Raw genomic sequence first — 24534 nt, 5'->3', positions numbered from 1 at the left:
GAGAGTCCTGTCGATCAGGCTTCGGTTCCCGTGCGCCGAATCACGCGCAGCGCTGCCAGGGCGGCGAGCCGGCTGTGAACCCCAAGTGTGCGGAATGCGGCATGAACGTGCACCTTGACGGTGCTAGGTGAAATCCCGAGTTCGCGCGCGATGACCTTGTTGGTATGACCTGCCAAGAGAAGCCTGATCACCTGCTGCTCCCGATCGGTCAGCCCGGAAAGCGCCTCGAGGTTGATGGTCTCCTCGTCCTCGTTCTCGTCGCCCTGCGGGCGCTGGCGCTCAAGCAGTTCGGCTGGAACAAAGATGCCATCCTCTTCCACGGTTTGCAGCGCTTTGAGCAGTTCCGCGCCGTTCCCGATCTGCTTGGGGATAAAGCCGTGTGCGCCGGCGGAAATAATGGACAGCACCTCGCGCAGATCCGTGCGGTCGGAAAAGACCGCCATGCGCATTGCGGGCTGCTTCTCGTGAAGTTCGCGTATCGTCGCCAGTCCCGAAGATCCAGGCAAGTCGAAGTCGAGAGCAAGGAAATCAACTGAAAATTCGGTAGACAATATTTTAGCAAGGCTGCCATAGTCGTGAACGCGAATGACCTTGGCGAATCCGACTTCTCGCCGGAGCATCGCTGCCAGACCGGCATTATAAAAAATATGTCGTTCAGCAACGACAGCGATCGAGCGAGTTTCGGTCATGGTGTGCCGTCCGGCAGCCCCCTGGTCCATTAACAATTGTGACAAGAAGATGACGGCTAGAGTAGCAAGTTTTAACTAGGGGCGTAGTCTGGTTAATCTACTCCCCAATCTAACCCATTCTATCTAGAAAGGTATAAGCGAAGAGATATAGGCGACTCGTCACTGCCATCGGACCTTCGGTCAAAGGTCGATCTTGCGCAGCACATGGACGTCGCTTCTCCACCCGGGTTCGGGATGTTGCGAGCAATGGGCGTCGTGCAAGTCGTTATTGTCAGAGGGGACATGGTCCCACTCGGACAAATATTGTCACCGCGATTGCGGGATAATCGGCCGGCAGCCGACGGTAACCGAATGCGTGACCGTCAAGCACAAGTCCCTTCACCGGCACTCTGGAGCGCGCTGTTGCGCCCCCGGCGCACCTTCTTCAGACAGGCACGAACGTGCGGACCTACGGCAGCATCCCGCGACGTAGCGTGTAGGCTATCATGTGCGTGCGGTTGCGCGTCCGAGTCTTAAGTCGCGCATTCTCGATGTGCCGTTCAACCGTGCAGGGCGAAATTGACAATTTCAGGGCCACTTCCTTGGCCGAGAGACCCAAGGCGATGAAGCCCAGAACTTCTGTCTCGCGATCAGTTAGTTGGACTGTCTCCGTTGCGAAGCGATACATGATAATCTCCTCTAACTCTTCATAGTATGCATTAGTCTCCGCAAATTGCCATTGGCGCATTTTGTTTATCACTTTAGCTATGGCCAAAAGATATAAAGAAAAGGCGATGGATTGAACTATTCGGCTAGAGATTGTCATGGACTTGAGAATCGATGAGATTCAAAGACTTGTCATGAACACTTGACGCAAGTCTTGCTCGCCCTGCCTGCTGCTGCAACGGGCGGACGTCGGCCAGCGGAGACACAGCCTTCGCGAGTTATTCTATGCACTGCGTTATATCGGCAAAACCGGGGCGTCATGGCGCTGGATGTCGAGCGACCCGCTGTTCGTCGATAAGGTCCGCGATATCGTCGGCCTCTATCTGTCGTCGCCCAATAAACGAGAGCATAGAGCAAGAATTCAGCGAGTTGCCCCTATTCTGGAAATACCCCTACCACTGATAGATCCACATGATGTGCCTGATCGTATGGGGAGCGGACCCGCGGCATTGAGACAGGTCAAATTGCCGGTTGCGCAGGATCAATGCCGGGCTCGCTGCGGTGCGGCAGGACGGCGGCACTGACAACAGGGATGGAGTTTCAAGGACATGACCATCAAGACGATCCTGCTGGGCGCGGCTGCCGGTTGCGCTATTCTGGCTGCGCCTGCCCAGGCGGCGCAGGGCGATGTGCTGGTGCGGTTGCGCGGCATCATGGTCGCGCCCAATGAGAAGAGCGGGAGCGTGCTGCCCGCCTTTCCGGGCGAGAAGGTGAAGGTCGACAACAGCGTGATGCCGGAAGTGGACGTCACCTATATGGCGACCGACCATATCGGCTTCGAGCTGATCGCCGCGACCACCAAGCATAGCGCGAGCGGGCGGACCGGCACGACCGAAAGCATCGGCAGGCTCGCCTCCACCTGGGTGCTGCCGCCGACGCTGACGGCGCAATATCATTTCCTGCCCGAAGGGAAGATCCGGCCCTATGTCGGGGCGGGAGTGAATTATACGCTATTCTATAATGAAAAGGCGTCGAACGCGCTGGAAGGCGCGGTGGGCGCGACCAAGGTGCATATGTCCGACAGCTTCGGTTGGGCAGGGCAGGTCGGCGTCGATATCGACCTGAACGAGCGGATGTTCCTCAATCTCGACGTCAAATATATCGACGTCGATACCACCGCGCGGCTGTCTACCGCCGCTGCGGGAGTGCAGAGGGTGAAGCTGGAGCTTGATCCCTTCGTCTTCGGCGTGGGTGTGGGGATGAAGTTCTGACGAGGTGTCGGCTGACGGCCGGAATTGGCCAATAGCTGCCATTGATTGATCCGTGTTCCTGCGAAGGCAGGAACCCAGTTCCGCCGCTTGTGGATCATCGCACCGTAGGAACTGGGCTCCTGCCTTCGCAGGAGCACGGTGTACTGCAAGGAAATCAGCGCGAAACAGAACGTACGCTCTCCACCAAATCTGCCATGATTCCGCTTGGGTGCGCTGCCCATAGGGACAATTACGGATAGGTCGCATCATGCTGTCGCGGCATGGATCGGCGCATGGATATGCGATTTGATCTGGCGCAAAAGGCGCAGAGCGATGCGACGTTCGTCATGGCGGCGGCGCCGGCGTCCAAGGGCTGTAGCGGGCAATATTGCGACCGCTGCGAGGTGCGCGATCAGGCGATCTGCGCCGATCTTGACGAACAGCAGCGCGTCGCGCTGAACCGGATCGGGCGGCGGGTATCGTTGCAGGCCGGACAGACCGTGATGTGGGAAGGCGACAGCTCCACGCTGGTCGCCAATGTGATCGAGGGGACGCTGAAGCTGTCCACTTCCACCGGCGACGGGCGGGAGCAGATCGTCGGCGTCGTCTATGCCTCGGATTTCATTGGCCGCCCCTTCGGTGCGCGGACGCCGCATAGCGTCACGGCGCTGACCGATGCGCGGCTGTGCCTCTATCCGAGGGGCGCTTTCGACGGCTTCGCGCGCGAACATCCGGCGCTGGAGCATCGGTTGTTGCAGCGGACGCTGGACGATCTCGACCGGACCCGGGCGTGGATGCTGCTGCTGGGGCGGAAGAATGCGCGGGAGAAGGTGGCGACCTTGCTGCTCGATATGCACCGGCGGTTGAGGGCGGACCGGGAGGGGGTGATCGAACTGCCCCTGTCGCGGCAGCAGATAGCCGATGTGCTGGGGCTGACCATCGAGACGGTTTCCCGCCAGATCAGCGATTTGAAGCGGTTGGGTGTGATTGCGCTTGCCGGACGGCGCGGGGTGCGCATCGTCGATGCCGATCGGCTGGAAGGCATGGCCGAGGGGGAGTGAAGGGACGGTTTGTGGCCAATACCAGATATTCGCTGGGATGACGGAGATGATGTCCGCAAACCACCCGATACGGACATTCCCCTACATACCTACGACGCCGGCTTTGACAGAGGTCAATGCAGAAGGGCGGTTCCGCAGCGAAGGACGCCGCAAAGCCTTTGACGGGGAAATCCTATGGAGCAACTGGTTTGGAAGACGGGTGGCTGGTTCGCGCTCGCGACGCTGGCCTTTCTGGCGGCGCTGGCGGCGGCGGACTTCGGCTTTGCCGTGCATATGGGGATCGTGTGCGCCGCCGCGCTGGCCGTGGCGGTGCTGACGATGCGGCATGCCGATTATGAGGCGATCACGCGCGGGCTGCTGAAGATGCCCGAAAGCCAGGGGAAATATGACGACGATCCGATCCGCTGGGGCGTGATCGCGACCGTCTTCTGGGGTCTGGCGGGCTTTCTCGCGGGGCTTTACATCGCGCTTCAACTCGCCTTTCCGGCGCTGAACCTGGGGCTTGAATATACCAGCTTCGGGCGGCTGCGGCCGTTGCATACCTCCGCCGTGATCTTCGCCTTTGGCGGCAATGCGCTGATCGCCACCAGCTTTTATGTCGTGCAGCGGACCTGCCGGGCGCGGCTGGCCTTTCCGGCCCTCGCGCGGTTCGTCTTCTGGGGCTATCAGCTTTTCATCGTGCTCGCGGCGACCGGCTATCTGCTGGGCATTACCGAGGGCAAGGAATATGCCGAGCCGGAATGGTATGTCGACCTGTGGCTGACCATCGTCTGGGTCGCTTATCTGGTCGTCTTCGGCGGCACCATCCTGCGCCGCAGCGAGCCGCATATCTATGTGGCGAACTGGTTTTACCTGAGCTTCATCCTGACGATCGCGATGCTGCATATCGTCAACAATCTTTCCATGCCGGTCAGCCTGCTCGGTTCCAAGAGCTACAGCGCCTTCGCGGGCGTGCAGGATGCGCTGACGCAGTGGTGGTACGGGCATAATGCGGTCGGTTTCTTCCTGACCGCGGGCTTCCTGGCCATGATGTATTATTTCGTGCCCAAGCAGGCGGAGCGGCCGGTCTATAGCTATCGCCTGTCGATCATCCATTTCTGGTCGCTGATCTTCCTCTATATCTGGGCGGGGCCGCACCATCTCCACTATACCGCGTTGCCCGACTGGGCGCAGACTTTGGGTATGGTCTTCTCGGTCATGTTGTGGATGCCGAGCTGGGGCGGGATGATCAACGGGTTGATGACGCTGAACGGCGCCTGGGACCGCATCCGCACCGATCCGATCATCCGTATGATGGTGATGGCGCTGGCCTTTTACGGCATGAGCACCTTCGAAGGTCCGATGATGTCGGTGAAGGCGGTCAACAGTCTCAGCCATTATACCGACTGGACCATCGGCCATGTGCATAGTGGTGCGCTGGGGTGGAACGGGCTGATCACCTTCGCCTGCCTCTATTATCTGACGCCACGACTGTGGAAGCGCGAGCGGCTGTACAGTCTTCGCCTGGTGAACTGGCACTTCTGGCTGGCGACGCTGGGGATCGTGCTCTACGCCGCGTCGATGTGGGTCGCGGGCATCATGCAGGGGCTGATGTGGCGGGAATATGGTAGCGACGGCTATCTCGTCTACGCCTTCTCCGAAGTCGTGAGCGCCATGTTCCCCATGTACCTGATCCGGGCGGCGGGTGGCCTCATGTACCTGAGCGGCGCGATCATCATGGCCTGGAACATCGGCAAGACCATCGCGGGCAGCCCGCTGCGCGAGGAAAAGCCGATGAACGACGCCGCCTATGACGCCGACGCCGACCGGCCGCTCGTCACCCAGCCTGCCTGAAGGAGTATTCGGACATGGCAAGCAAGACCAAGGGCAAATTCTTCGACCATGGCAGGCTGGAGCGGAATGTCTCCCTGCTGGGTATCGCGTCTCTCATCGTCGTCGCCATCGGTGGCATAGTGGAGATCGCGCCGCTTTTCTGGATCGACAATACGATCGAGAAGGTGGAAGGCGTGCGCCCCTATACGCCGCTGGAACTGGCGGGACGAAATATCTACATCCGCGAGGGCTGCTATAATTGTCATAGCCAGATGATCCGTCCTTTCCGGGACGAGACGGAACGCTACGGCCATTACAGCCTCGCGGCCGAGAGCATGTACGATCATCCCTTCCAATGGGGATCGAAGCGCACCGGGCCGGATCTGGCCCGCGTGGGCGGCAGATATTCGGATGAATGGCATGTCCAGCATCTGAAAGACCCGCGCGCCGTGGTGCCGGAATCGATCATGCCGGGCTATGCCTTCCTGGCCGAGCGCGAGCTGAAGCTGCCCGACATGCGCAAGGATCTGACCGCGCTCAACGATGTCGGCGTTCCGTACAGCAAGGACGACATCGCCAGGGCCAATGACGACCTGAAAGCCCAGGCCGATCCCGATGCGGACAGCAGCGACCTCGTCAAGCGCTATCCCAAGGCGCAGGCCCGCGATTTCGACGGCGATCCGGCCAAGCTGACCGAGATGGATGCGCTGGTCGCCTATCTCCAGATGCTGGGCACGCTGGTCGATGTGGACAGCGCGAAACCGCAAGAGGTCGAGAGATGAGCTACGACGCCTTGCGGCATTTTGCCGATAGCTGGGGGCTGGTGTTCATGGGGCTGGTCTATGTGACACTCATCGGCTGGCACTTCTTGCCCGATGGGCGACAGCGCAGCGCGGAAGCCGCGCTCGCCATCTTCGAGGACCAAACGGAGGCCGACCATGGCTGACGAAAAGCGCATCGACCCCGCCACCGGGACGGAGATCAAGCATCATGAATGGGACGGCATCCAGGAACTGGACACGCCGCTGCCGCGCTGGTGGCTCTGGACCTTCTACGCGACGATCCTGTTCGCGCTCGGCTACACCATCGCCTATCCGGCCTGGCCGATGATCGACCGGGCGACCGGCGGCATGCTCGGCTGGTCGAGCCGGGGCGCGCTGGACAAGGAACTGGCGGCGCGGGAAAGGCAGATCGCACCGATCCGGCTGGCGATCGCTCAGACGCCGATCACCGCCCTGCCGGGCAAGCCGCAACTGATGCAGGCGGCGGTCGAGGGTGGCCGGGCGGCCTTCCGCGTCCATTGCGTCCAGTGCCATGGATCGGGCGCGGCAGGGTCGAAGGGCTATCCCAACCTCAATGACGACGACTGGCTGTGGGGCGGCGATCTGGCGACGATCGAGAAGACCGTCACCGACGGCATCCGCAACCCGAACCATGATGCCACGCGCCAGTCGCTGATGCCCGCCTTCGGCAAGGATCAGTTGCTGACGGCGGCGCAGGTCGACGATGTGGTGGCGCATGTCCGCACGATCAGCGGGCAGGACCGGCCAAGTGCGGCATCGCGGCGGGGGGACAAGGTCTTTGCCGACAATTGCGCGGTCTGCCATGGCCCGGCGGGCAAGGGCAGCCGGAGCCTGGGCGCGCCCAATCTGACCGATGCCATCTGGCTCTATGGCGGCGATGCGGGGACGATCCGTGAAACCGTCTGGAACAGCCGCCATGGCGTGATGCCGCGCTGGGACGACAAGCTGGACAAGGCGACCATCCGCATGCTGGCGGCCTATGTGCACAGCCTGGGCGGGGGTGAGGCCACTGCCCCGACAGCAGCGGGGGCGGGCCGCTAAGCCATGCTGATGTCCGGTTCCGCCTCGCTCTATGAAAAGCGCAAGGGCGTCTATCCCAAGGCGGTGGACGGCTTCTACCGGCGCCTGAAATGGGCGATCATGGCGGTGACGCTGGCCATCTATTGGGGCACGCCCTGGCTGCGCTGGGACCGGGGGCCTTATGCGCCCGATCAGGCGGTGCTGGTCGATCTCGCCCATCGCCGCTTCTACATGTTCGCGATCGAGATCTGGCCGCAGGAATTCTATTATGTCGCGGGCCTGCTGATTATGGCGGGGATCGGGCTGTTCCTCGTCACCTCGGCGGTGGGGCGGGCCTGGTGCGGCTATGCCTGCCCGCAAACCGTGTGGACCGATCTCTACCAGCATGTCGAACGCTTCATCGACGGCGACCGCAATACGCAGTTGAAGCTCGCCAAGGCTCGCTGGGGTCCGGCCAAGATCGCCCGGCGAATGTTCAAATGGACGATCTGGCTGGGGATCGCTTTCATAACCGGTGGCGCATGGATATTCTATTTCGCGGATGCGCCCACCTTGCAGCAGCAATTCTGGAGCGGGACCGCAGCGCCGGTCGCCTATGCCACGACCTTCGTGCTGACCGCGACGACCTTCGTGCTGGGCGGGTTCATGCGTGAACAGGTGTGCATCTATATGTGTCCCTGGCCGCGCATCCAGACCGCGATGCTGGATGAGAAATCGCTGGTCGTGACCTACAAGAACTGGCGCGGCGAGAAGCGCGGCAGCCTGAAGAAGGCGCAAGCGCATCCGCGGGATTATGGGGACTGCATCGACTGCAACCAGTGCGTCGCGGTCTGCCCGACCGGCATCGATATTCGTGAAGGGCCGCAGATCGGCTGCATCACCTGCGCGCTGTGCATCGACGCCTGCGACAAGGTGATGGCGCAGGTCGGACGGCCACGCGGCCTGATCGACTATTGCACGCAGGACGATGCAGAGGCGGAGCAGAAGGGGGCGCCGCCCCGCCCGGTGCTGAAGACCTTGCTGCGGCCGCGCACCATCGCCTATTTCGCGGTGTGGGCGGGGATCGGCGCGGCGATGCTGTTCGCGCTCGGTGCACGCGAGCGGCTGGAAATCAGCGCGCAGCAGGACCGCAACCCGATCTTTGTGCGCCTGTCCGACGGCGCGATCCGCAACGCCTATACGGTCAAACTGCGCAATATGGAGGCGCGGCCCCGCCAGATGGAGGTCGGCCTCAGCGGCCTGTCCGGCGGCAGGATTTGGACCGATGCGGGATCGCGGGAGACCGCTGCGACAACGGTACGCACGACCGTGCCCGCCGACAGCGTGGCGAAACTGCGCCTCTTCCTGACGCTGCCGTCCGGCGGCCCGGCGCGGCAGGATTTCCGCTTCACCGCGCGCGCCATGGATCGTGAAGGCGGCCGCGCCAGCGAACCCGCCCGATTTGAAAGGCCATGAAGCATGACCCCTCCATCCCCCATCCGCCGCTTCACCGGCTGGCACATGACCGCGATCCTGGTGGCGTTCTTCGCCGTGGTGATCGCGGTCAACATGCTGATGGCGACCATCGCGGTGCGGTCCTTCGGCGGCACCGTGGTCGAAAACAGCTATGTCGCCAGCCAGAAATTCAACGGCTGGCTGGCACAAGCCCGCGCACAGCGGCGGCTGGGATGGCAGGATAAGGTGACGATGGATGCAGCGCGGCATGTCCGCCTGACCCTGACCGACGCAAAGGGCGCGCCGGTGGCGGGTGGCGGCGTGATGGCGGTCGCGCAGCATCCGCTGGGGCGGGCGCCTGACCTGTCGCTGGCGTTCCACGAAATGGCGCCGGGCGTCTACGCCAGCGACCGCGCCTTGCCCTTGGGCCGCTGGCAAATCCGCTTCGATCTGCGCCTGACCGGGCGCGAGGAACATCTGTTGAGGGAGGTCGACTGATGGCCACGAAAGCGCTGATCCCCGATCCCGTAACGGAGGAGACAGCAGAAAGCCTGTTCGCCGTTCCCGGCATCCATTGCGTCGGCTGCATCGCCAAGATCGAGGAGGGGCTTCCCCGCCAGCCCGGCATAGTGTCGGCGCGGGTCAATATGGGGGCGAAGCGGGTCGCGATCCGGCATGATCCGGCCCTGACCCCGCCCGACCTGCGCGCTGCCATCGCCGCTTTGGGGTTCGAGGCGGAGCCGCTGGCGGATGCGGGCCTGGATGTCGCGGCGGCCGAAAGCAGGCGGCTGACGCGCGCGCTGGTGGTCGCGGGCTTCGCGGCGATGAACATCATGCTGCTGTCAGTGTCGGTCTGGTCGGGGGCGGCGGGCGCGACGCGGGAGATGTTTCACTGGCTCTCCGCACTGATCGCCCTGCCGACCGTCGCCTATGCGGGCCAGCCCTTCTTCCGTTCGGCCTGGGCGGCGCTGCGGCAGGGGCGGACGAACATGGACGTGCCGATCAGCATCGGCGTGCTGCTGACGACTGGCATGAGCCTGTATGAAACCGTGACCGGCGGCGCCCATGCCTGGTTCGATGGGGCGGTGATGCTGCTGTTCTTCCTGCTGGCAGGACGTTCGCTCGACAGCATGATGCGTGGGCGGGCGCGAGCGGGGGTGGCGGCGCTGCTCAAGCAGACCGCGCCCGGCGCGCTGGTGCTGGCGGCGGATGGGAGCAGCCGTTGGACCCGGGCCGACGCTCTGCGGGCGGGCATGACGATATTGGCGGCGGCGGGTGAAAGGCTGGCCGCCGACGGGCGCGTGGTAGAGGGCGAAAGCGGCCTCGACATCGCCTTTCTGACCGGAGAAAGCGCCCCGGTGCGCGTGCGTCCCGGTGACAGCGTGCAGGCGGGCGCACTCAACATCGACGGGCCGATCCAGGTGGAGGTGACGGCGGCGGGCCCCGATACCGTCATTGCCGACATCGCCCGGCTGATGGAGGAGGCGGGGCAGGGCAAGTCGCGCTATGTCCGCCTCGCGGACCGGGCGGCGCGGCTGTATGCGCCGTGCGTCCATCTGCTGGCGGCACTGTCCTTTGCGGGGTGGATGATCGCCGGAGCGGGCGTGCATCAGTCGCTGCTGATCGCGGTCGCCGTGCTGCTGATCACTTGCCCTTGCGCGCTGGGGCTGGCGGTGCCGGCGGCGCAGATCGTCGCCTGTGGCGCGCTGATGCGGCGGGGCGTGCTGGTCAAGGACGGGTCGGCGCTGGAACGGCTGGCGGAGGTCAGCGAGGCGGTGTTCGACAAGACCGGCACGCTGACCCTGGGCCGTCCCGTGCCGCAGGGGCTGCGCCGCTTGTGGAGCGACGACCGCTCGATTCTGCTGTCGCTGTCGCGGGCCTCGCGCCATCCATTGAGTATCGCTCTGCGGCAGGCGCTGGAGGCGAAGGGCGTGACGCCCGCCGCGCTCGACCAAATCCGCGAAGTCGCCGGAGAGGGGGTTTTCGCGGACTATGAAGGGGTATCCGTTTCCCTCGCGCGTCCACGTAGCCTTATCAACCTGTTCGGGCTGGCGGCGGAATATCGGCGCGGCGATCAGGCCATGCTGCTGAGCTTCACCGACGCGCTGCGACCGGATGCGGCGGACACGCTGGACGCCCTGCGCGGCATGGGGATGAATGTGCTGATCGCCAGCGGCGACCGTCCCGATGCGCTGGAGGAGATCGCCCGCGAAACCCGCACCACCGCCATCGGCCATCTGCGCCCAGCCGACAAGTTGGCGCTGATCGGCCGGTTGAAGGCCAAGGGCGAGAAAGTGCTGATGATCGGGGACGGGCTGAACGACGGCCCGGCGCTGGCTGCGGGCCATGCCAGTATGGCGCCCGCCTCCGCCAGCGACGCAAGCCAGCTCACCGCCGATGCCGTGTTCCTGGGCGACAGGCTGGCGCCCGTGGCGCTCACTGTGCATGTGGCGCGGCGGACCGTAGCCGTGGTGAAGCAGAATTTCGCGCTGGCGATCGGCTATAATGTGCTGGCGGTGCCGCTGGCCATAGCGGGCAAGGTGACGCCGCTGGTTGCGGCGGTCGCCATGTCGACATCCTCGCTGATCGTCATCGCCAATGCCCTGCGCTTGAAAGGAGCCGTGAAATGATCGGTCTCAGCCTGCTCATCCCGATCGCGCTTGGCCTGGGATTGCTGGGTCTGGCGGCCTTTTTCTGGGCGCTTGGCAATGGCCAGTTCGACGACACTGACGGGGCGGCGGTGCGCATCCTGATCGACGAGGATTGATGTTGGTGGTCCTTTTGTCCAATTCATCCACAATATACGGGATATTCCACCAGAAAATCGCCAACAATAAGGCATATTTCCTAACCATCCGCTATTCATAAGTCGGTCTGCATGCCATGATTTCTCTATCATGGCACGCATGACGAACCCGCCCCCCTTCGCTGATTTCGCGCCAGCCATCCGCGTACAGTCGCCGCTCCGCCAAGCCATCACCGCCGCCTATCGTCGCGATGAGGTGCGGTGCATGGCGCCCTTGCTCGAAGACGCCGCGCTGCCCGACGCCATGCGGCAGGCGGCCCGGGAAACGGCGCTCAAGCTGGTGACGACGCTGCGCGCCAACCGCAATGGCAGCGGAGTCGAGGCGCTGGTGCAGGAATATTCGCTCTCCAGTCAGGAGGGCGTGGCGCTGATGTGCCTCGCTGAAGCGCTGCTGCGCATTCCCGACGATGCGACCCGCGACGCGCTGATCCGCGACAAGATCGCTGACGGCGACTGGGGCGGGCATCTGGGCGGCGGCAAGTCGCTGTTCGTCAATGCGGCGACCTGGGGATTGGTGGTCACGGGCAAGCTGGTCGGCAGCGTCGATGACCGGAGCCTCGGCGCGGCGCTGACCCGGCTGGTGGCGCGTGTGGGCGAGCCGGTTATCCGGCGCGGCGTGGACCTCGCCATGCGGATGATGGGCGAGCAGTTCGTGACCGGCGAGACGATTGCCGAGGCGCTGAAGCGCGCACGGGTACAGGAGGCGAAGGGCTTCCAATACAGTTATGACATGCTGGGCGAGGCGGCGGCGACGGCGGCCGATGCGGCGCGCTATCTGGCCGATTACGCCCAAGCGATCCACGCCATCGGCCGGGCGTCGGACGGGCGCGGCGTCTATGCCGGGCCGGGCATTTCGATCAAGCTGTCGGCGCTGCATCCGCGCTATTCCCGCGCACAGGCGGAGCGGGTCATGGGGGAATTGCTGCCCCGCGTGAAGGAACTGGCGCTGCTGGCCAAGGGCTATGACATCGGCCTCAACATCGATGCGGAGGAAGCGGACCGGCTGGAATTGTCGCTCGACCTGCTGGAGAGCCTGGCGCTGGACCCCGACCTTGCGGGCTGGAACGGCCTTGGTTTCGTGGTGCAGGCCTATGGCAAGCGCTGCCCCTTCGTCATCGACTGGATCGTCGATCTGGCGCAGCGGGCCGGGCGGCGGATCATGGTGCGTCTGGTCAAGGGCGCCTATTGGGACGCGGAGATCAAACGGGCGCAGGTCGACGGGCTGGCGGACTTCCCGGTCTATACGCGCAAAGTGCATACCGACGTCGCCTATATCGCCTGCGCGAAGAAGCTGCTGGCGGCGACGGATAAAGTCTTCCCCCAGTTCGCGACGCATAATGCGCAGACTTTGGCGACTATCCATCATCTGGCCGGGCCGGATTTCAGGCTTGGCGACTATGAGTTTCAGTGCCTGCACGGCATGGGCGAGCCGCTCTATGAGCAGGTGGTAGGGAAGGGGAATCTCGACCGCCCCTGCCGCATCTATGCGCCTGTCGGCACGCATGAGACGCTGCTGGCCTATCTGGTGCGGCGCCTGCTGGAAAATGGCGCGAACAGTTCCTTCGTGCACCGCATTGCCGACCCGGCGGTGCCGGTGGAGGAGATGATCGCAGACCCGGTAGAGCAGGTGCGGGCGATGCCGCATCCGGGCGCGCGGCATCCGGAGATCGCGCTGCCGTCCGGGCTCTATCCCGACCGGCGCAATTCCGGCGGGATCGACCTGAGCGACGAGAGCGTGCTGGCGGCGCTGACGCAGGCGCTGGCGGAAAGCGCGGCGATCGACTGGACGGCCGCGCCGGAGAATGGGGAAGGCACGGCGCGGCTGGTGCTCAACCCCGCCGACCGGCGCGATCTCGTCGGGACAGTGTTCGAAGCGTCGGCGGATCATGCGCGGTCGGCGGTCATTCGCGCTGTCGGTAGCGAATGGCCGCAAGTGCCGGTGGAGGAACGGGCCGTGATATTGGAGCGGGCCGCCGACGCGATGCAGGCGCGCATGCCGATCCTGCTGGGCCTGATCGTGCGGGAGGCGGGCAAGTCGCTGCCCAACGCCATAGCCGAGGTGCGGGAGGCGATCGATTTCCTGCGCTATTATGCGGCCCAGGCGCGGGCGGCTTTCGGCCCGGCGCAGGCGGCTTTGGGGCCGGTCGTCTGCATTTCGCCCTGGAATTTCCCGCTGGCGATCTTCACCGGGCAGATCGCGGCGGCGCTGGTCGCGGGCAATTCGGTGCTGGCCAAGCCCGCCGAGGAAACCCCGCTGATCGCGGCGGAGGCGGTGCGGTTGCTGCACGAGGCGGGCGTGCCGGGCGACGCACTGCAACTGATCCCCGGCGCGGGCGAGATCGGCGCGGCGCTGGTGGCGGCGCCACAGACCGCCGGAGTGCTGTTCACCGGATCGACCGAAGTGGCGCGGCTGATCCAGCGGCAATTGGCATCCCGTCTCTCCGCTTCGGGTAGGCCCATCCCCCTGATCGCGGAGACGGGCGGGCAGAATGCGATGATCGTCGACAGCTCCGCGCTGGCCGAACAGGTGGTGGCGGACGTGATCGCCTCGGCCTTCGACAGCGCGGGGCAGCGCTGTTCGGCGCTGCGCATCCTTTGTTTGCAGGAGGATGTGGCGGACCGGACGCTGACGATGCTGAAGGGCGCGCTTCGGGAATTGCGCATCGGGCGGACCGACCGGCTGGCGGTCGACATTGGCCCCGTCATCACCGAGGATGCGAAGGCGGGGATCGAGGGGCATATCGCCTCGATGCGCGCTCTGGGCTGCGCGGTGGAGCAGCAAACGCTCCCGGACCAAGCGGCGCACGGCAGCTTCGTGCCGCCCACCATCATCGAGATCGACGACATAGCGCAACTCAAGCGCGAGGTTTTCGGGCCGGTACTGCATGTCATCCGCTTTCCACGAGCCGGGTTGAACGCGTTGATCGATGCGATCAATGCGACCGGCTATGGCCTGACCTTCGGCCTGCACACGCGGCTGGACGACACCATCGCGCAGGTGACCGGGCGAGTGAAGGCGGGCAATCTCTATGTGAACCGCAACGTCATCGGCGCGATCGTTGGGGTGCAGCCCTTTGGCGGGCGCGGCCTGTCGGGTACTGGGCCCAAGGCGGGTGGGCCGCTCTATCTGGGACGGCTGGTGACCACGCCCCCGGTTTTTGCCGAACGGGCGGGTTCGCTCCGGTCGCCGCTCAGCGATTTTGCCGATTGGCTGGCAGCGGAGGGTGAAGCGGAGGCTTCGGCCATGGCGCGGCGTTATGGCGATGCGTCGGCGCTAGGGGTGGAGGTGGTGCTGCCGGGGCCGGTGGGGGAGCGCAACCTCTATGCGCTGCATCCGCGTGGGCAGATCGGGATGCGGCCCGCGACGCGGCAGGGGCTGTTGCAGCAGATGGCGGCGATGCTGGCGACTGGCAATCGCGGGGTGTTGCGGGACATGGCGCTGCCGCAGGGGTTGCCTGCGCATATTGCGGCGCATTTCGCGTCACAGGCGGACGGGCCGCTTGGAGCGGTGCTGGTTGAGGGGGATGCCGGGCGGATTGGTGCGGTGGTTCAGGAAGTGGCCGACTTGCCGGGGCCGGTCATCAGCGTCCATGCGGCGGGGGTGGATGGGGGGTATCCGCTCGACTGGTTGCTGGAGGAGGTGTCGACCTCCATCAACACGACGGCTGCCGGGGGTAATGCGAGCCTGATGATGATTGGGTGAGAGGGTAGGCACAGCGTGCTCCTGCGAAGGCAGGAGCACGTTGCGCTTAGGCGTCCTTCAGCAACCCCGTCACGACCGGCGCGACCTTGCCGACGATCACATTCACCCCGGCCGGATTGGGATGGATGGAATCGGCCTGCATCAGCTTGGGATTCCCGATCACGCCTTCAAGGAAGAAGGGGTAGAGCGGCAGGCCGTAATCCTTAGCCAGCCGGGGATAGATGGCGTCGAACTTTGCGCCATAATCCTTGCCCATATTGGGCGCGGCCAGCATGCCGGTGAGCAGCACTGGGATCTGCCGCTGCTTGAGCTGGTCCAATATGGCGCGCAGATTCTTTTCGCTGTCCTCCGGCGCCAGACCGCGCAACATGTCGTTGCCGCCAAGGTCGAGCAGCAGCAGGTCGGGCTTGCGCGGCAGGCCGTCCAGCGTGAAGGCGAGGCGCTGCATGCCCCCCAAAGAGGTTTCGCCTGAAACCCCGGCATTGCGGACCTGAACCGCCAGCCCCTTGGCCTTCAGCGCCTGTTCGAGGCGGAAGGGGAAGCTTTCATTCTGGGCCACGCCATAGCCCGCATAGAGGCTGTCACCGAAGACGAGGACGAGTTTGCCGTCTTCGACCGGGGCGGCGCTATTCTGCGCCTGCGCGGACGGCGCGGCGCTGTTGCTGGCGGCTGGTTCGCCCGAACAGGCGGTGAGCAATTGCACAATCGCCACCGCGCCCACATATATCGACCATCTTCCCGCCTTCATGGGGTTCCTTTCGCTGATGCACGGTTCGTCCTCCCTCGCCCATATCGCGATTGAAGCGCGCAATGTCACCCTCTCGCTCGGCACCCGCGAAGCGCCCACCCAAATATTGAAGGGTATCGACCTTTCCATCCCCAGGGGGGAGAGCCTGGCGATCCTGGGACCGTCGGGGTCGGGCAAGTCGTCGCTGATGGCGATCCTGTCGGGGCTGGAGCGCGCGAGCGGAGGCGAGGTGCGGGTCGCGGGGATTGATTACGGACCGCTGGACGAAGACGCGCTGGCGCGGGCGAGGCGCGGGCGAGGCGCGGGCGCGTGGGCATCGTGTTGCAGAGCTTCCACCTGCTGCCGACCATGACGGCGGTGGAAAATGTCGCCGTGCCGCTGGAACTGGCGGGGTTCGCGAATGCCTTCGCCCGCGCGGCGAGCGAGCTGGAGGCGGTGGGGCTGGGGCATCGGCTGCATCATTATCCCGCCCAGCTTTCGGGCGGCGAGCAGCAGCGCGTGGCCATTGCCCGCGCCGTCGCGCCAGGACCGGACATCATCTTTGCCGACGAGCCGACCGGCAATCTGGATGGCGCGACCAGCGGGTCGATCGTCGAACTGCTGTTCGCTCGGCGGGAAGCGAACGGCGCGACGCTGGTGATCATCACCCATGATCCTGGGGTGGCCGAGCGGTGCGACCGCATCGTCGAGATGCGCGACGGCCTGATCATCGCGGACCGGAGGCCGTGACGGGGCTTGGCGGGCGAGGGGGGCTGGGCTGGCGGGGCTGCTGGCGGATCGCCCGGCGCGACCTGCATCGCGGCTTTCGGGGGCTGCGGCTGCTGTTCATCTGCCTGTTCCTGGGCGTTGCGACGCTGGCGACGATCGGCGGCCTGACCGCCGCGATCACGGGAGAGATTGCGAGCAAGGGGCAGTTGCTGCTGGGTGGCGATGTCGAAGTGGCGATGTCGCAGCGTGAGGCAAGCGCGGCCGAGAAAGCCGCGTTCCGGCGCGAAGGTGTGCTGAGCGAGACGATCAGGCTGCGCGCAATGGCGCAGCGGGTCGGGGAGGGCAAAGGTCCATCCGCCGTGCTGACCGAACTCAAGGGCGTGGACGCGGCCTATCCGCTCTACGGCACGCTGACGCTGAAAAGCGGGCGCGCCGGGTCGATGCGCCCGAATGAGCTGGTGATCGGACAAGCACTGGCGGACAGGCTGGACGTGAAGCCGGGCGATGGCTTGCGCTATGGCACGGCGACCTTCCGCATCCGCGACATCATCGCGGACGAGCCCGATCGCGTGGGCGAGGGCTTCACCCTGGGGCCGGTCGCCCTCACGTCGATGGAGGGCATCCGGCGTACGGGCCTCATTCAGCCAGGCAGCCTCTACGAAAGCAAATATCGCATCCGCATGGCGGCGGGCCGGGATGCCGGGGCGGCCGGGGACCGGCTGAAACGCGCCTTTGCGTCCTCCGGCTTCGAGATCAAGGACCGCGACGGGGCAGCGCCGGGGACCAGCCGTTTTCTGGAGCGGATGGGGCAGTTCCTGTCGCTGATCGGCCTCGCCGCGCTTGCCATCGCCGGGATCGGGGTCAGCAACGGCGTCGCCTCCTATCTGGCGATCAAGCGCAACGGCATCGCGACGCTGAAGATATTGGGCGCGTCGTCCGCCGACATTGCGCGCATCTATCTGATGCAGATCGGCGCGGTCGCCATGCTTGCGATCGGCTGCGGGCTGGCGGCGGGGGTCGTGCTGCCGCTGGGCTTGGTGGCGGCGATGCGGGACATATTGCCGGTGCAGCCGGGCTTTGCCATCGCGCCCTGGCCGCTCGTCACCAGCGCGCTTTACGGCCTGCTGATCGCCTTCATCTTCACCATGCCGCCGCTGGCGCATGCGCGCACCCTGCCCGCCGCCGCGCTGTTTCGCGAGACGGTGGACAAGCGGCGCGGTTTCGACCGCGCGAGCATGATCGCGGTGGGCGCGGCCGGGGCGGCGGCCGTCGCGCTGGCGCTGGGCACGGCGCGGGAGCCATGGTTCGCGGCGTCGATGCTGGGCGCCGTCGCCGCCGTGCTGGCGCTGCTGACCGGGATCGGGCTGCTGGTCCGGCGCTTGGCACGCCGGGCACCCGCGCCGCGCCGTCCCCTTGCCCGGTTGGCGGTGGCCAATCTCCACCGGCCGGGCGCGCAGACCTCGGCGCTGGTGGTGGCGCTCGGGCTGGGCCTGACGCTGTTCGTGACGCTTGCCGCGATCCAGTCGAGCCTCAGCGCCGAAATCCGCAATACCGTGCCCCGCACCGCGCCCGACCAGTTCGTGCTGGACATCCCCATTGCCGGGAAGGACCGGTTCCTCTCGCTCGTCGCGCAAGAGGCGCCGGGAGCCAAGGTCAACATGGTGCCGACCCTGCGCGGAACGATCGTCGCCTATGGCGGGCAGCGCGTGGCGGACCTCAAGGAACTGCCCGAAGGCGCCTGGTTCCTGCGCGGCGAGCGGGGCGTCACCTATAGCGAGACGCTGCCCGAGGGATCGGAACTGGTGAAGGGGCAATGGTGGACCCGAAACTATGCCGGGCCGCCGCTGATCTCGCTCGACCGCGAAGCGGCGAAGGTGATGGGCGTTGGCGTCGGGGACCGGCTCACCGTGTCGGTGCTGGGACGCGAGATCGAGGCGCGGATCGCCTCCCTGCGGCAGGTCAACTGGGAGACGATGGGCTTCAACTATATCATGGTCTTTTCGCCCAACACGCTGCGCAGCGCGCCGCATAGCCTGTCAGCGACGATTGCGACGAAAGGCGCGTCGGAGGGCGCGATGACCCGTGCGCTGCTGGCGGCCTTCCCCTCGGTGTCGATCATCGCGGTCGGCGAGGTGGTGGCGCAGGTCACTATTTTGCTGGGACAGATGTCGACCGCGATCGTGCTGGCCGGATCGGTCGCGATCCTGGCGGGCATCGCCGTGCTGATTGGCGCGATCGCGGCGTCGCGGCAGGCGCGCGCCTATGACAGCGTGATCCTGAAGACGCTCGGCGCAACGCGCGGGCAGATATTGGGCGCGCAGGCGATCGAATATGCGCTGCTCGCCGGGGTGTTGGCGCTGGTGGCGCTGGCGCTGGGGCTGGCGGCGGCGTGGTTCGTGATTGTGCAGATATTCCAGTTCGGCTGGGCGCCCGATTGGCTGCTGGTGCTGTCGACTTTGGGCGCGGGCGCTGTGCTGACGCTGGGGATCGGGCTGCTCGGCTCGATCCCGTTGATGTCGGTGCGGTCTGCGCGCGCATTACGTGCGCTATAGGGCCGCTTCCTCATTGGCTGAGGCACGCGACCGCCGCTATTCGCCGGGCCAGTAAAGCCGCATGGGATTGGCGACGAGCAGCTTGCGTTGCAATTCGGCGGTTGGCGCGATGCGGGGGATCATGTCGACCAGCGCGCCATCGTCGGGAATCGCCTTTTCCATGTTCGGATGCGGCCAGTCCGTGCCCCACAGCACCCGATCCTGATAATCCGCCACCAGCGGCGCGACCGCATGAGCAAAATCGTCCCAAGGCGCGCCCAGGGGGTCGAGCCGGTCGGGGCAGGTCACCTTGGTCCATATATCATCGCGGCTGTCGAGCAGTCGGCGAAATGCCCGCATATCGGCGCCGTCCGGGGGACGTTATCGGGGTCTTGCCGATATGTTGAAGAAGCCCGGCCTCGACACGCATCTCATGAACAACATCTTCTTCGACACCTGCGTCTATCATCAGCCGGGCATCGACCTGCTGGCGGACGTGATCGACAACAAGAATATCCTGTTCGGATCGGAAATGGTCGGCGCGGTGCGCGGCATCGATCCGACGACGGGCCATTATTTCGACGATACCAAGCGTTATGTCGACGCGCTCGATATCAGCGATGCCGAACGCCACGCCATTTTCGAGGGCAATGCGCGGCGCGTCTTCCCGCGCCTTGCCCGGCGTCGAAGCGCTGCTGGCGCGGCTTACTTCTGCGGGCATCCCGATGGCGGTGGCGACCTCGACCGAGGCGCCCTATGCCTGTCGACGGCTCGAAAAGGCGGGACTGCTCGATTATTTCGAAGCGGTCGTGACCCGCAACGATGTCCAGTGGCCCAAGCCGCATCCCGAACCCTATCTGCTCGCGGCAAAGCGCTTGGGCGTCGCCGTGACCGAAGCGGTCGCGGTGGAAGACAGCTATGCCGGCGTCCGCTCCGCCGCAGGAGCGGGCATGGCGACGGTGATGGTGCCCGACCTGCTGCCGCCGACCGAGGCGGAACGGGCATTGGTCGCGGCGGTGCTGCCCAGCCTGCATGACTTTGCCGCCCTGATCCTGCCCTGATCCGGGCCATTCGTCCCGCCGCATCCGCCCTTCGTCGCAAAGCCTGTTGCGTCTGCCCTGCTCTTGGAATTGGGGAGCCGATGTGGGACAGCGGGATCTGGATCGCTGACAGGAAGATACCGGGACGTTATGCCGCTGCCGAGCCGATTGAGGATCTTGCCTTGGGCTTGCGGCGTGGCAAGCATCGCCTTGTCGGGCGCATCGGCGCTGGCCGCCGATCCCGCTCCGTTCGAGCTTGGCGGGCCGGGGCTGCGCATCACGGTCACGCGGGACAAGGACGTGCTGCCGATTGCGCAGGTGCCCAGCCTGGCCGAAGGCGACAAGCTGTCGATCAAGGCCGACTTGCCGGAGGATCAGGGTGTGCGCTTCCTGCTGCTCTCCACTTTCCTGCGCGGGGCGACCAATCCACCGCCCAAGGACTGGATCAGGGCCGCCGAAACCTGGAAGAAGAAAGACAAGGAGAATAGCCTGACGCTGACCGTGCCCAAGGGCGCACGGCAGATGACGCTGTTCATGGTGCCTGACACGGGCGGGGCGGAAGGCGCGATCGTCGACGCCGTGCGCGGCAAGCCGGGCGAGTTCATCCGGGCGACGCAGGAATTGAACCAGGCCTCGCTCGACCGCTCGCGGCTGGACGCCTTCATGGCGGCGATCCGGGCGCAGGAAAACAGCCATCCCGAATATCTGCGCTCGGTCGCCCCGGCCTTGGCGCGCAGCCTGTCGATGAAGCTCAATGACGAATGCCTGTCCAAGGTGGTCGAGCTTCAGGCGAGCTGTCTGCTCGAAAACCGCGAGCATCTGGTGCTGGCGGACGTCCACAGCAGCTCGATCGCGGAGACGCTGACCGGCACGCCGACCGACCTGGCGCTGCAACTCAGTTCCACGCGGGAGGCGGGCTATGGTTTCTACAGCCCCTATATCGGCGTGGTGCGCGACGTGGCGAAGATATTCGGCGCGTTCAGCAATCCGGAATTCGACTATCTGCCGACGCTCAGCATCCGGCGTGACGCAAGCGCCTCCCTGCTGCTCAACAAGGCGCCCTCCTTCCAGAAGCCCAAATCCGTGCTGGTCGTCGGCATGCCCGCGATCGAGGCGGACAGCCCGCCGCGCCTGCGCAGCGCCGCCAATGGCCCGATCTGCGCCGCGCGGCCGGGCGTGGTGCTGCCGGTCGAGGGCGCGCCGCTTATCTATTCGACCGCCTATGCGCGCAATATGACGGTGAAGCTGACGGCGGCAAACGGCGAGACGGTCGACTTGCCCGTCGAGGCGCGGGCGGATCGCGGCGGCTATGTCGTCAGGAGCAGTGACCCACTACCCGCTGCCTTCCAGGGCACGGTGAAGGGGCATCTCTCCGGCTATTGGGGCTTCGAGCGGTTCGATGGCCCCGATTTCGCGCTGCAATTGCCCGGCGATGCGTCTTGGAAAGTCGCTGGTGAAGCGCCGACGCTGGTCGTCGGGCGCGACAATGCGCTGACCCTGACCGGGGAAGCGCCCGCCTGCGTCGAGGGTGTGGTACTGCGACAGGGCGACGGGGCGCCGCAATCTTTGCCGTGGAAAGTGCAGGGCACCGACGCGCTGACGCTCTCCCTGCCGCTGGCCGATAGCAAGCCCGGCGACATCAGGGTCGAGGTCAAATATCAGGGTAGGGCGGAGTCCTCCATGCTATCGCTCAAGGCCTATGCCCAGGCGAGCCGGCTGGACGGCCTCGGCCTGCATGCGGGGGACAATAGCGCGATCCTCTCGGGCCAGCGGCTGGATCAGGTCGCGGGCGTCGAGCTGTCCGGCATGACCCTGCAACCCGATGGACTGACGCGTGACGGGTCGGTGGACCGGCTGCGGCTGGTGGCGAAGGGCGATGGCGCGGCACTCAAGGCAGGAGATCGGGTGACGGCACGGATTAGGCTGAAGGACGGGCGTTCAGTCAATCTTGCCGCGACGGTCGAGGAGACGCGGCCCCGCGTGACGCTGCTCGGCAAGAGCGTTTCGCCCGGTGCGGCGAACGAAGCGCATCCCTTGCAACTGCCGGGAGACGCTCTGTTGCCGGATGATGGGCGGTTGGTCTTTTCTGTGCGGGCGGATCAGGGCGTAGCGTTTCGGCCCGATGATGCGCTGGAGGTCGTTTCGGCGGACGGCGCGAAGTCGGTCAGACTGGCCAGCGCCAATGGGCTCCGTCTCTCTGGCCCGGATGTGATGGTGGCGACGCTCGACCCGGGGATATTGGCGCCTGTGTCGGGGCCGCTGCGCTTCCGGCTGCTGCGGGAAGAGGGGCCAAGCGATTGGCAGCCTCTGGTGACGCTGGCGCGGTTGCCGCATATCGAGAATGTCCGTTGCGAGGCGCAAGATTGCACGATCAAGGGGCGCGATCTGTTCCTGATCGATGCCGTGGACGGCACGCCGGACTTTGAAAAGCCAACGGTGGTCGCTCAGGGCTTTACCGGGTCAAAGCTGGCAGTCCCGGCGCCCCGGAACGGCAAACTCTACATCCGCCTGCGCGACGCGCAGGATCAGGTGGTCGTGCTGAATGTGAGTTGATGGTCCGTCTTTCTGAATTGTCTTGCGAGTTTCTCCTTCTATTGACCTGTGCACCCGCTTCCGTAGGAGCGCGGGTTCCGAATGTTTTCCCCGGCAGCTTGCCAAGCTGATGCATTGCTTCCCGTAAGAATGATGCGTTCGACCGCTGGATGCAGGTTGCCGATCTTGACTATATCCTTTCCCTGGTTGCGGCGCAGGCCGTGATCGCGGAAAATAGCATAGGATTGCCGCTCTGATATGACCGACGCTCTGCCTGCCCGGAAGATTGGACCTCATACAGTTTCTGCCATTGGCCTTGGCTGCATGAATTTGAGCCATGCCTATCTGCCCCGGCCCGAGCCGGAACAGGCGGAGCGGCTGCTGCTTCATGCGCTGGATAGGGGGGTGACCTTTTTCGATACGGCGGCGCTCTACGGCTTCGGCGCCAATGAGGAACTGGTTGGCCGTACCCTGATGCACCGCCGGACCGAATTCACTCTGGCGAGCAAATGCGTGCTGGGGGAGATCGACGGCAAGCGTGGCCTCGACGGCTCGCCCGCCGCGATTGGCCGGGTGCTGGAAGATTCGCTCCGGCGGTTGAAGACCGATCATATCGATCTCTACTATCTCCATCGGCTGGATGCGAAGGTGCCGATCGAGGAGTCGGTGGGCGCTCTGGTCCGCGCGGTGGAGGCGGGGAAGATCGGCGCCATCGGCCTGTCGGAAATGTCGGCTGCAACCCTGCGTCGTGCCCATGCCGTTCACCCGATCGCGGCGATGCAAACGGAATATTCGCCCTGGAGCCGGAATGCCGAACTGGCGGTGCTGGATGCCTGTGCGGAACTGGGCACGGCTTTCGTGGCCTTCTCGCCCCTCGCTCGCGGCCTGCTGGCCGGCAATGTCGGGCCTGAAGGCGTGCCCGAGGGCGATATTCGCGGCGCGATGCCCCGGTTCCAATCCCCACATCTGGAGGCGAATCTGGCGCTGGCGGCCAGGCTTAAGGCGCTGGCGGATGAAGCGGGCTGCACGGCGGCGCAACTCTGCCTGGCTTGGCTGCTGTCGCGGCGGGATTTTGTCGTGCCGATTCCGGGGACGACGAGCGTCGCGCATCTGGATGAAGATCTGGCGACGCTCTCACTCGACCTGCCTGACGATCTGTTCGCGGGGGTGGACGCGATCTTCACGTTCGAGGCGGTTTCCGGCGCACGGTATCCCAAGGATGCCCAGGCACAGATCGACACGGAAACCTGGGCCGGTGAGCCGCTGGCCTGAGCGGCGCGAAGAGCGTTGGGCCGGTCTTTTCCCTTTGGTTTGAAGGAAATTTCCGAAAATCCTATTTTTCCTGTTGACCGACTCATTCGACGCGCCTAGATGCCACTCCACCGACGCGGTGATGCCCTCCGGTTTTCGCTGCGATCGGTCGCCAGTATCAAGGATGGCCAAATCCTCGAATGAAAGTTCGAGGAAGATTGGTTGTCCGCTTCTGATTTTGGTGTGTTCTTTGACATTGTTAGTATGATGAAGGGACATGTGGGCGGCGGCTCCGGGTCTTGGCGGCTTTCAGGCGCCGGGTGCTCGGTTAAATTTAGCCAGACCTCACAATGTCCTTACGTAACCATGTAAGTAAATTTGTGCAGGAATGGCTCCTGAAAATGAGCGGTTCATGTTTGGGCTTATTCCGCCTGGATATGGATCGGACATCAAACTTGAGAGTTTGATCCTGGCTCAGAACGAACGCTGGCGGCATGCCTA

18 protein-coding genes and 3 pseudogenes are annotated in these 24534 nt (G+C 64.9%); 17 read left to right on the top strand and 4 right to left on the bottom strand.

Features of this window, described 5'->3' with window-relative positions; translation table 11 throughout:
• Positions 1–14 precede the first annotated feature (14 nt).
• Both HHL26_RS17405 and HHL26_RS17400 read right to left on the bottom strand, forming a co-directional pair.
• Entirely contained in the window at positions 15–689 is a 675-nt protein-coding gene (locus HHL26_RS17405; protein ID WP_169576266.1) for a response regulator transcription factor, read from the bottom strand.
• 448 nt (positions 690–1137) lie between these two features.
• On the bottom strand, positions 1138–1416 hold the full coding sequence (locus tag HHL26_RS17400) for a helix-turn-helix transcriptional regulator (RefSeq protein WP_140404567.1): 279 nt from the start codon (positions 1414–1416) through the stop codon (positions 1138–1140).
• 526 nt (positions 1417–1942) lie between these two features.
• Between HHL26_RS17400 and HHL26_RS17395 the strand changes: the two genes are divergently transcribed.
• From HHL26_RS17395 to putA, 11 genes are all read left to right on the top strand, one after another.
• Positions 1943–2605, top strand: a complete 663-nt coding sequence (locus tag HHL26_RS17395; protein ID WP_169576265.1) for an OmpW family outer membrane protein — start codon at positions 1943–1945, stop codon at positions 2603–2605.
• A gap of 272 nt (positions 2606–2877) precedes the next feature.
• Entirely contained in the window at positions 2878–3645 is a 768-nt protein-coding gene (locus HHL26_RS17390) for a Crp/Fnr family transcriptional regulator (protein ID WP_169576262.1), read from the top strand.
• A 174-nt stretch (positions 3646–3819) separates the two neighbouring features.
• Complete coding sequence (gene ccoN, locus HHL26_RS17385; protein WP_066562240.1) at positions 3820–5478, top strand: cytochrome-c oxidase, cbb3-type subunit I; 1659 nt, start codon at positions 3820–3822, stop codon at positions 5476–5478.
• A gap of 14 nt (positions 5479–5492) precedes the next feature.
• The gene (gene ccoO, locus HHL26_RS17380) at positions 5493–6239 is read left to right on the top strand and encodes a cytochrome-c oxidase, cbb3-type subunit II (RefSeq protein ID WP_169576260.1); all 747 of its coding nucleotides are present in this window, start codon (positions 5493–5495) and stop codon (positions 6237–6239) included.
• On the top strand, positions 6236–6403 hold the full coding sequence (locus HHL26_RS17375) for a cbb3-type cytochrome c oxidase subunit 3 (protein WP_169576258.1): 168 nt from the start codon (positions 6236–6238) through the stop codon (positions 6401–6403). The genes ccoO and HHL26_RS17375 overlap by 4 nt, the downstream gene beginning before the upstream one ends.
• On the top strand, positions 6396–7301 hold the full coding sequence (gene ccoP / locus HHL26_RS17370) for a cytochrome-c oxidase, cbb3-type subunit III (RefSeq protein WP_169576256.1): 906 nt from the start codon (positions 6396–6398) through the stop codon (positions 7299–7301). Before HHL26_RS17375 ends, ccoP begins: the two co-directional genes overlap by 8 nt.
• A 3-nt stretch (positions 7302–7304) precedes the next feature.
• Positions 7305–8735, top strand: a complete 1431-nt coding sequence (gene ccoG, locus HHL26_RS17365; RefSeq protein ID WP_169576255.1) for a cytochrome c oxidase accessory protein CcoG — start codon at positions 7305–7307, stop codon at positions 8733–8735.
• A 3-nt stretch (positions 8736–8738) separates the two neighbouring features.
• A complete protein-coding gene (locus tag HHL26_RS17360; protein ID WP_169576253.1) occupies positions 8739–9212 on the top strand; it encodes a FixH family protein in 474 nt (157 codons plus the stop codon).
• Positions 9212–11344: a cation-translocating P-type ATPase gene (locus HHL26_RS17355; RefSeq protein ID WP_169576251.1), complete on the top strand. Its 2133-nt coding sequence runs from the start codon at positions 9212–9214 to the stop codon at positions 11342–11344. Before HHL26_RS17360 ends, HHL26_RS17355 begins: the two co-directional genes overlap by 1 nt.
• The gene (gene ccoS, locus HHL26_RS17350) at positions 11341–11481 is read left to right on the top strand and encodes a cbb3-type cytochrome oxidase assembly protein CcoS (protein WP_066562254.1); all 141 of its coding nucleotides are present in this window, start codon (positions 11341–11343) and stop codon (positions 11479–11481) included. The genes HHL26_RS17355 and ccoS overlap by 4 nt, the downstream gene beginning before the upstream one ends.
• Before the next feature lie 139 nt (positions 11482–11620).
• Positions 11621–15223, top strand: a complete 3603-nt coding sequence (gene putA, locus HHL26_RS17345) for a trifunctional transcriptional regulator/proline dehydrogenase/L-glutamate gamma-semialdehyde dehydrogenase (RefSeq protein WP_169576340.1) — start codon at positions 11621–11623, stop codon at positions 15221–15223.
• 46 nt (positions 15224–15269) lie between these two features.
• On the opposite strand, the gene HHL26_RS17340 is transcribed toward putA, so the two are convergent.
• A complete protein-coding gene (locus HHL26_RS17340; RefSeq protein WP_169576250.1) occupies positions 15270–15971 on the bottom strand; it encodes an arylesterase in 702 nt (233 codons plus the stop codon).
• A gap of 16 nt (positions 15972–15987) precedes the next feature.
• On the opposite strand from HHL26_RS17340, the pseudogene HHL26_RS17335 reads away from it, so the two are divergent.
• Together HHL26_RS17335 and HHL26_RS17330 are read left to right on the top strand one after the other, a co-directional pair.
• Positions 15988–16700: pseudogene (locus tag HHL26_RS17335) on the top strand (ATP-binding cassette domain-containing protein).
• Positions 16697–19231, top strand: coding sequence for an FtsX-like permease family protein (locus HHL26_RS17330; protein ID WP_346765595.1), 2535 nt, complete (start codon positions 16697–16699; stop codon positions 19229–19231). Before HHL26_RS17335 ends, HHL26_RS17330 begins: the two are co-directional and overlap by 4 nt.
• A gap of 36 nt (positions 19232–19267) precedes the next feature.
• Here HHL26_RS17330 and HHL26_RS17325 read toward each other — a convergent pair.
• Positions 19268–19661 (bottom strand): annotated as a pseudogene (locus HHL26_RS17325) (amidohydrolase family protein); the annotation flags it as partial.
• Between HHL26_RS17325 and HHL26_RS17320 the strand changes: the two are divergent.
• The 4 genes and pseudogenes from HHL26_RS17320 to HHL26_RS17305 form a co-directional block, all read left to right on the top strand.
• A pseudogene (locus HHL26_RS17320) lies at positions 19587–19886 on the top strand (amidohydrolase family protein); the annotation flags it as partial. The pseudogenes HHL26_RS17325 and HHL26_RS17320 sit on opposite strands and share 75 nt — an antisense overlap.
• The gene (locus tag HHL26_RS17315; protein WP_169576249.1) at positions 19807–20271 is read left to right on the top strand and encodes an HAD family phosphatase; all 465 of its coding nucleotides are present in this window, start codon (positions 19807–19809) and stop codon (positions 20269–20271) included. The pseudogene HHL26_RS17320 and the gene HHL26_RS17315, both read left to right, overlap by 80 nt.
• Positions 20272–20400: 129 nt before the next feature.
• Positions 20401–22803: a hypothetical protein gene (locus tag HHL26_RS17310; protein ID WP_169576248.1), complete on the top strand. Its 2403-nt coding sequence runs from the start codon at positions 20401–20403 to the stop codon at positions 22801–22803.
• A 237-nt stretch (positions 22804–23040) separates the two neighbouring features.
• A complete protein-coding gene (locus tag HHL26_RS17305; RefSeq protein WP_169576247.1) occupies positions 23041–24054 on the top strand; it encodes an aldo/keto reductase in 1014 nt (337 codons plus the stop codon).
• Positions 24055–24534: the final 480 nt, after the last annotated feature.

Source organism: Sphingobium sp. TB-6 (genome assembly GCF_012927365.1).
Lineage (GTDB): Bacteria > Pseudomonadota > Alphaproteobacteria > Sphingomonadales > Sphingomonadaceae > Sphingobium.
The sequence above is the reverse complement of the archived record's forward strand: the minus strand, read 5'-3'. Positions and strand labels throughout refer to the sequence as shown.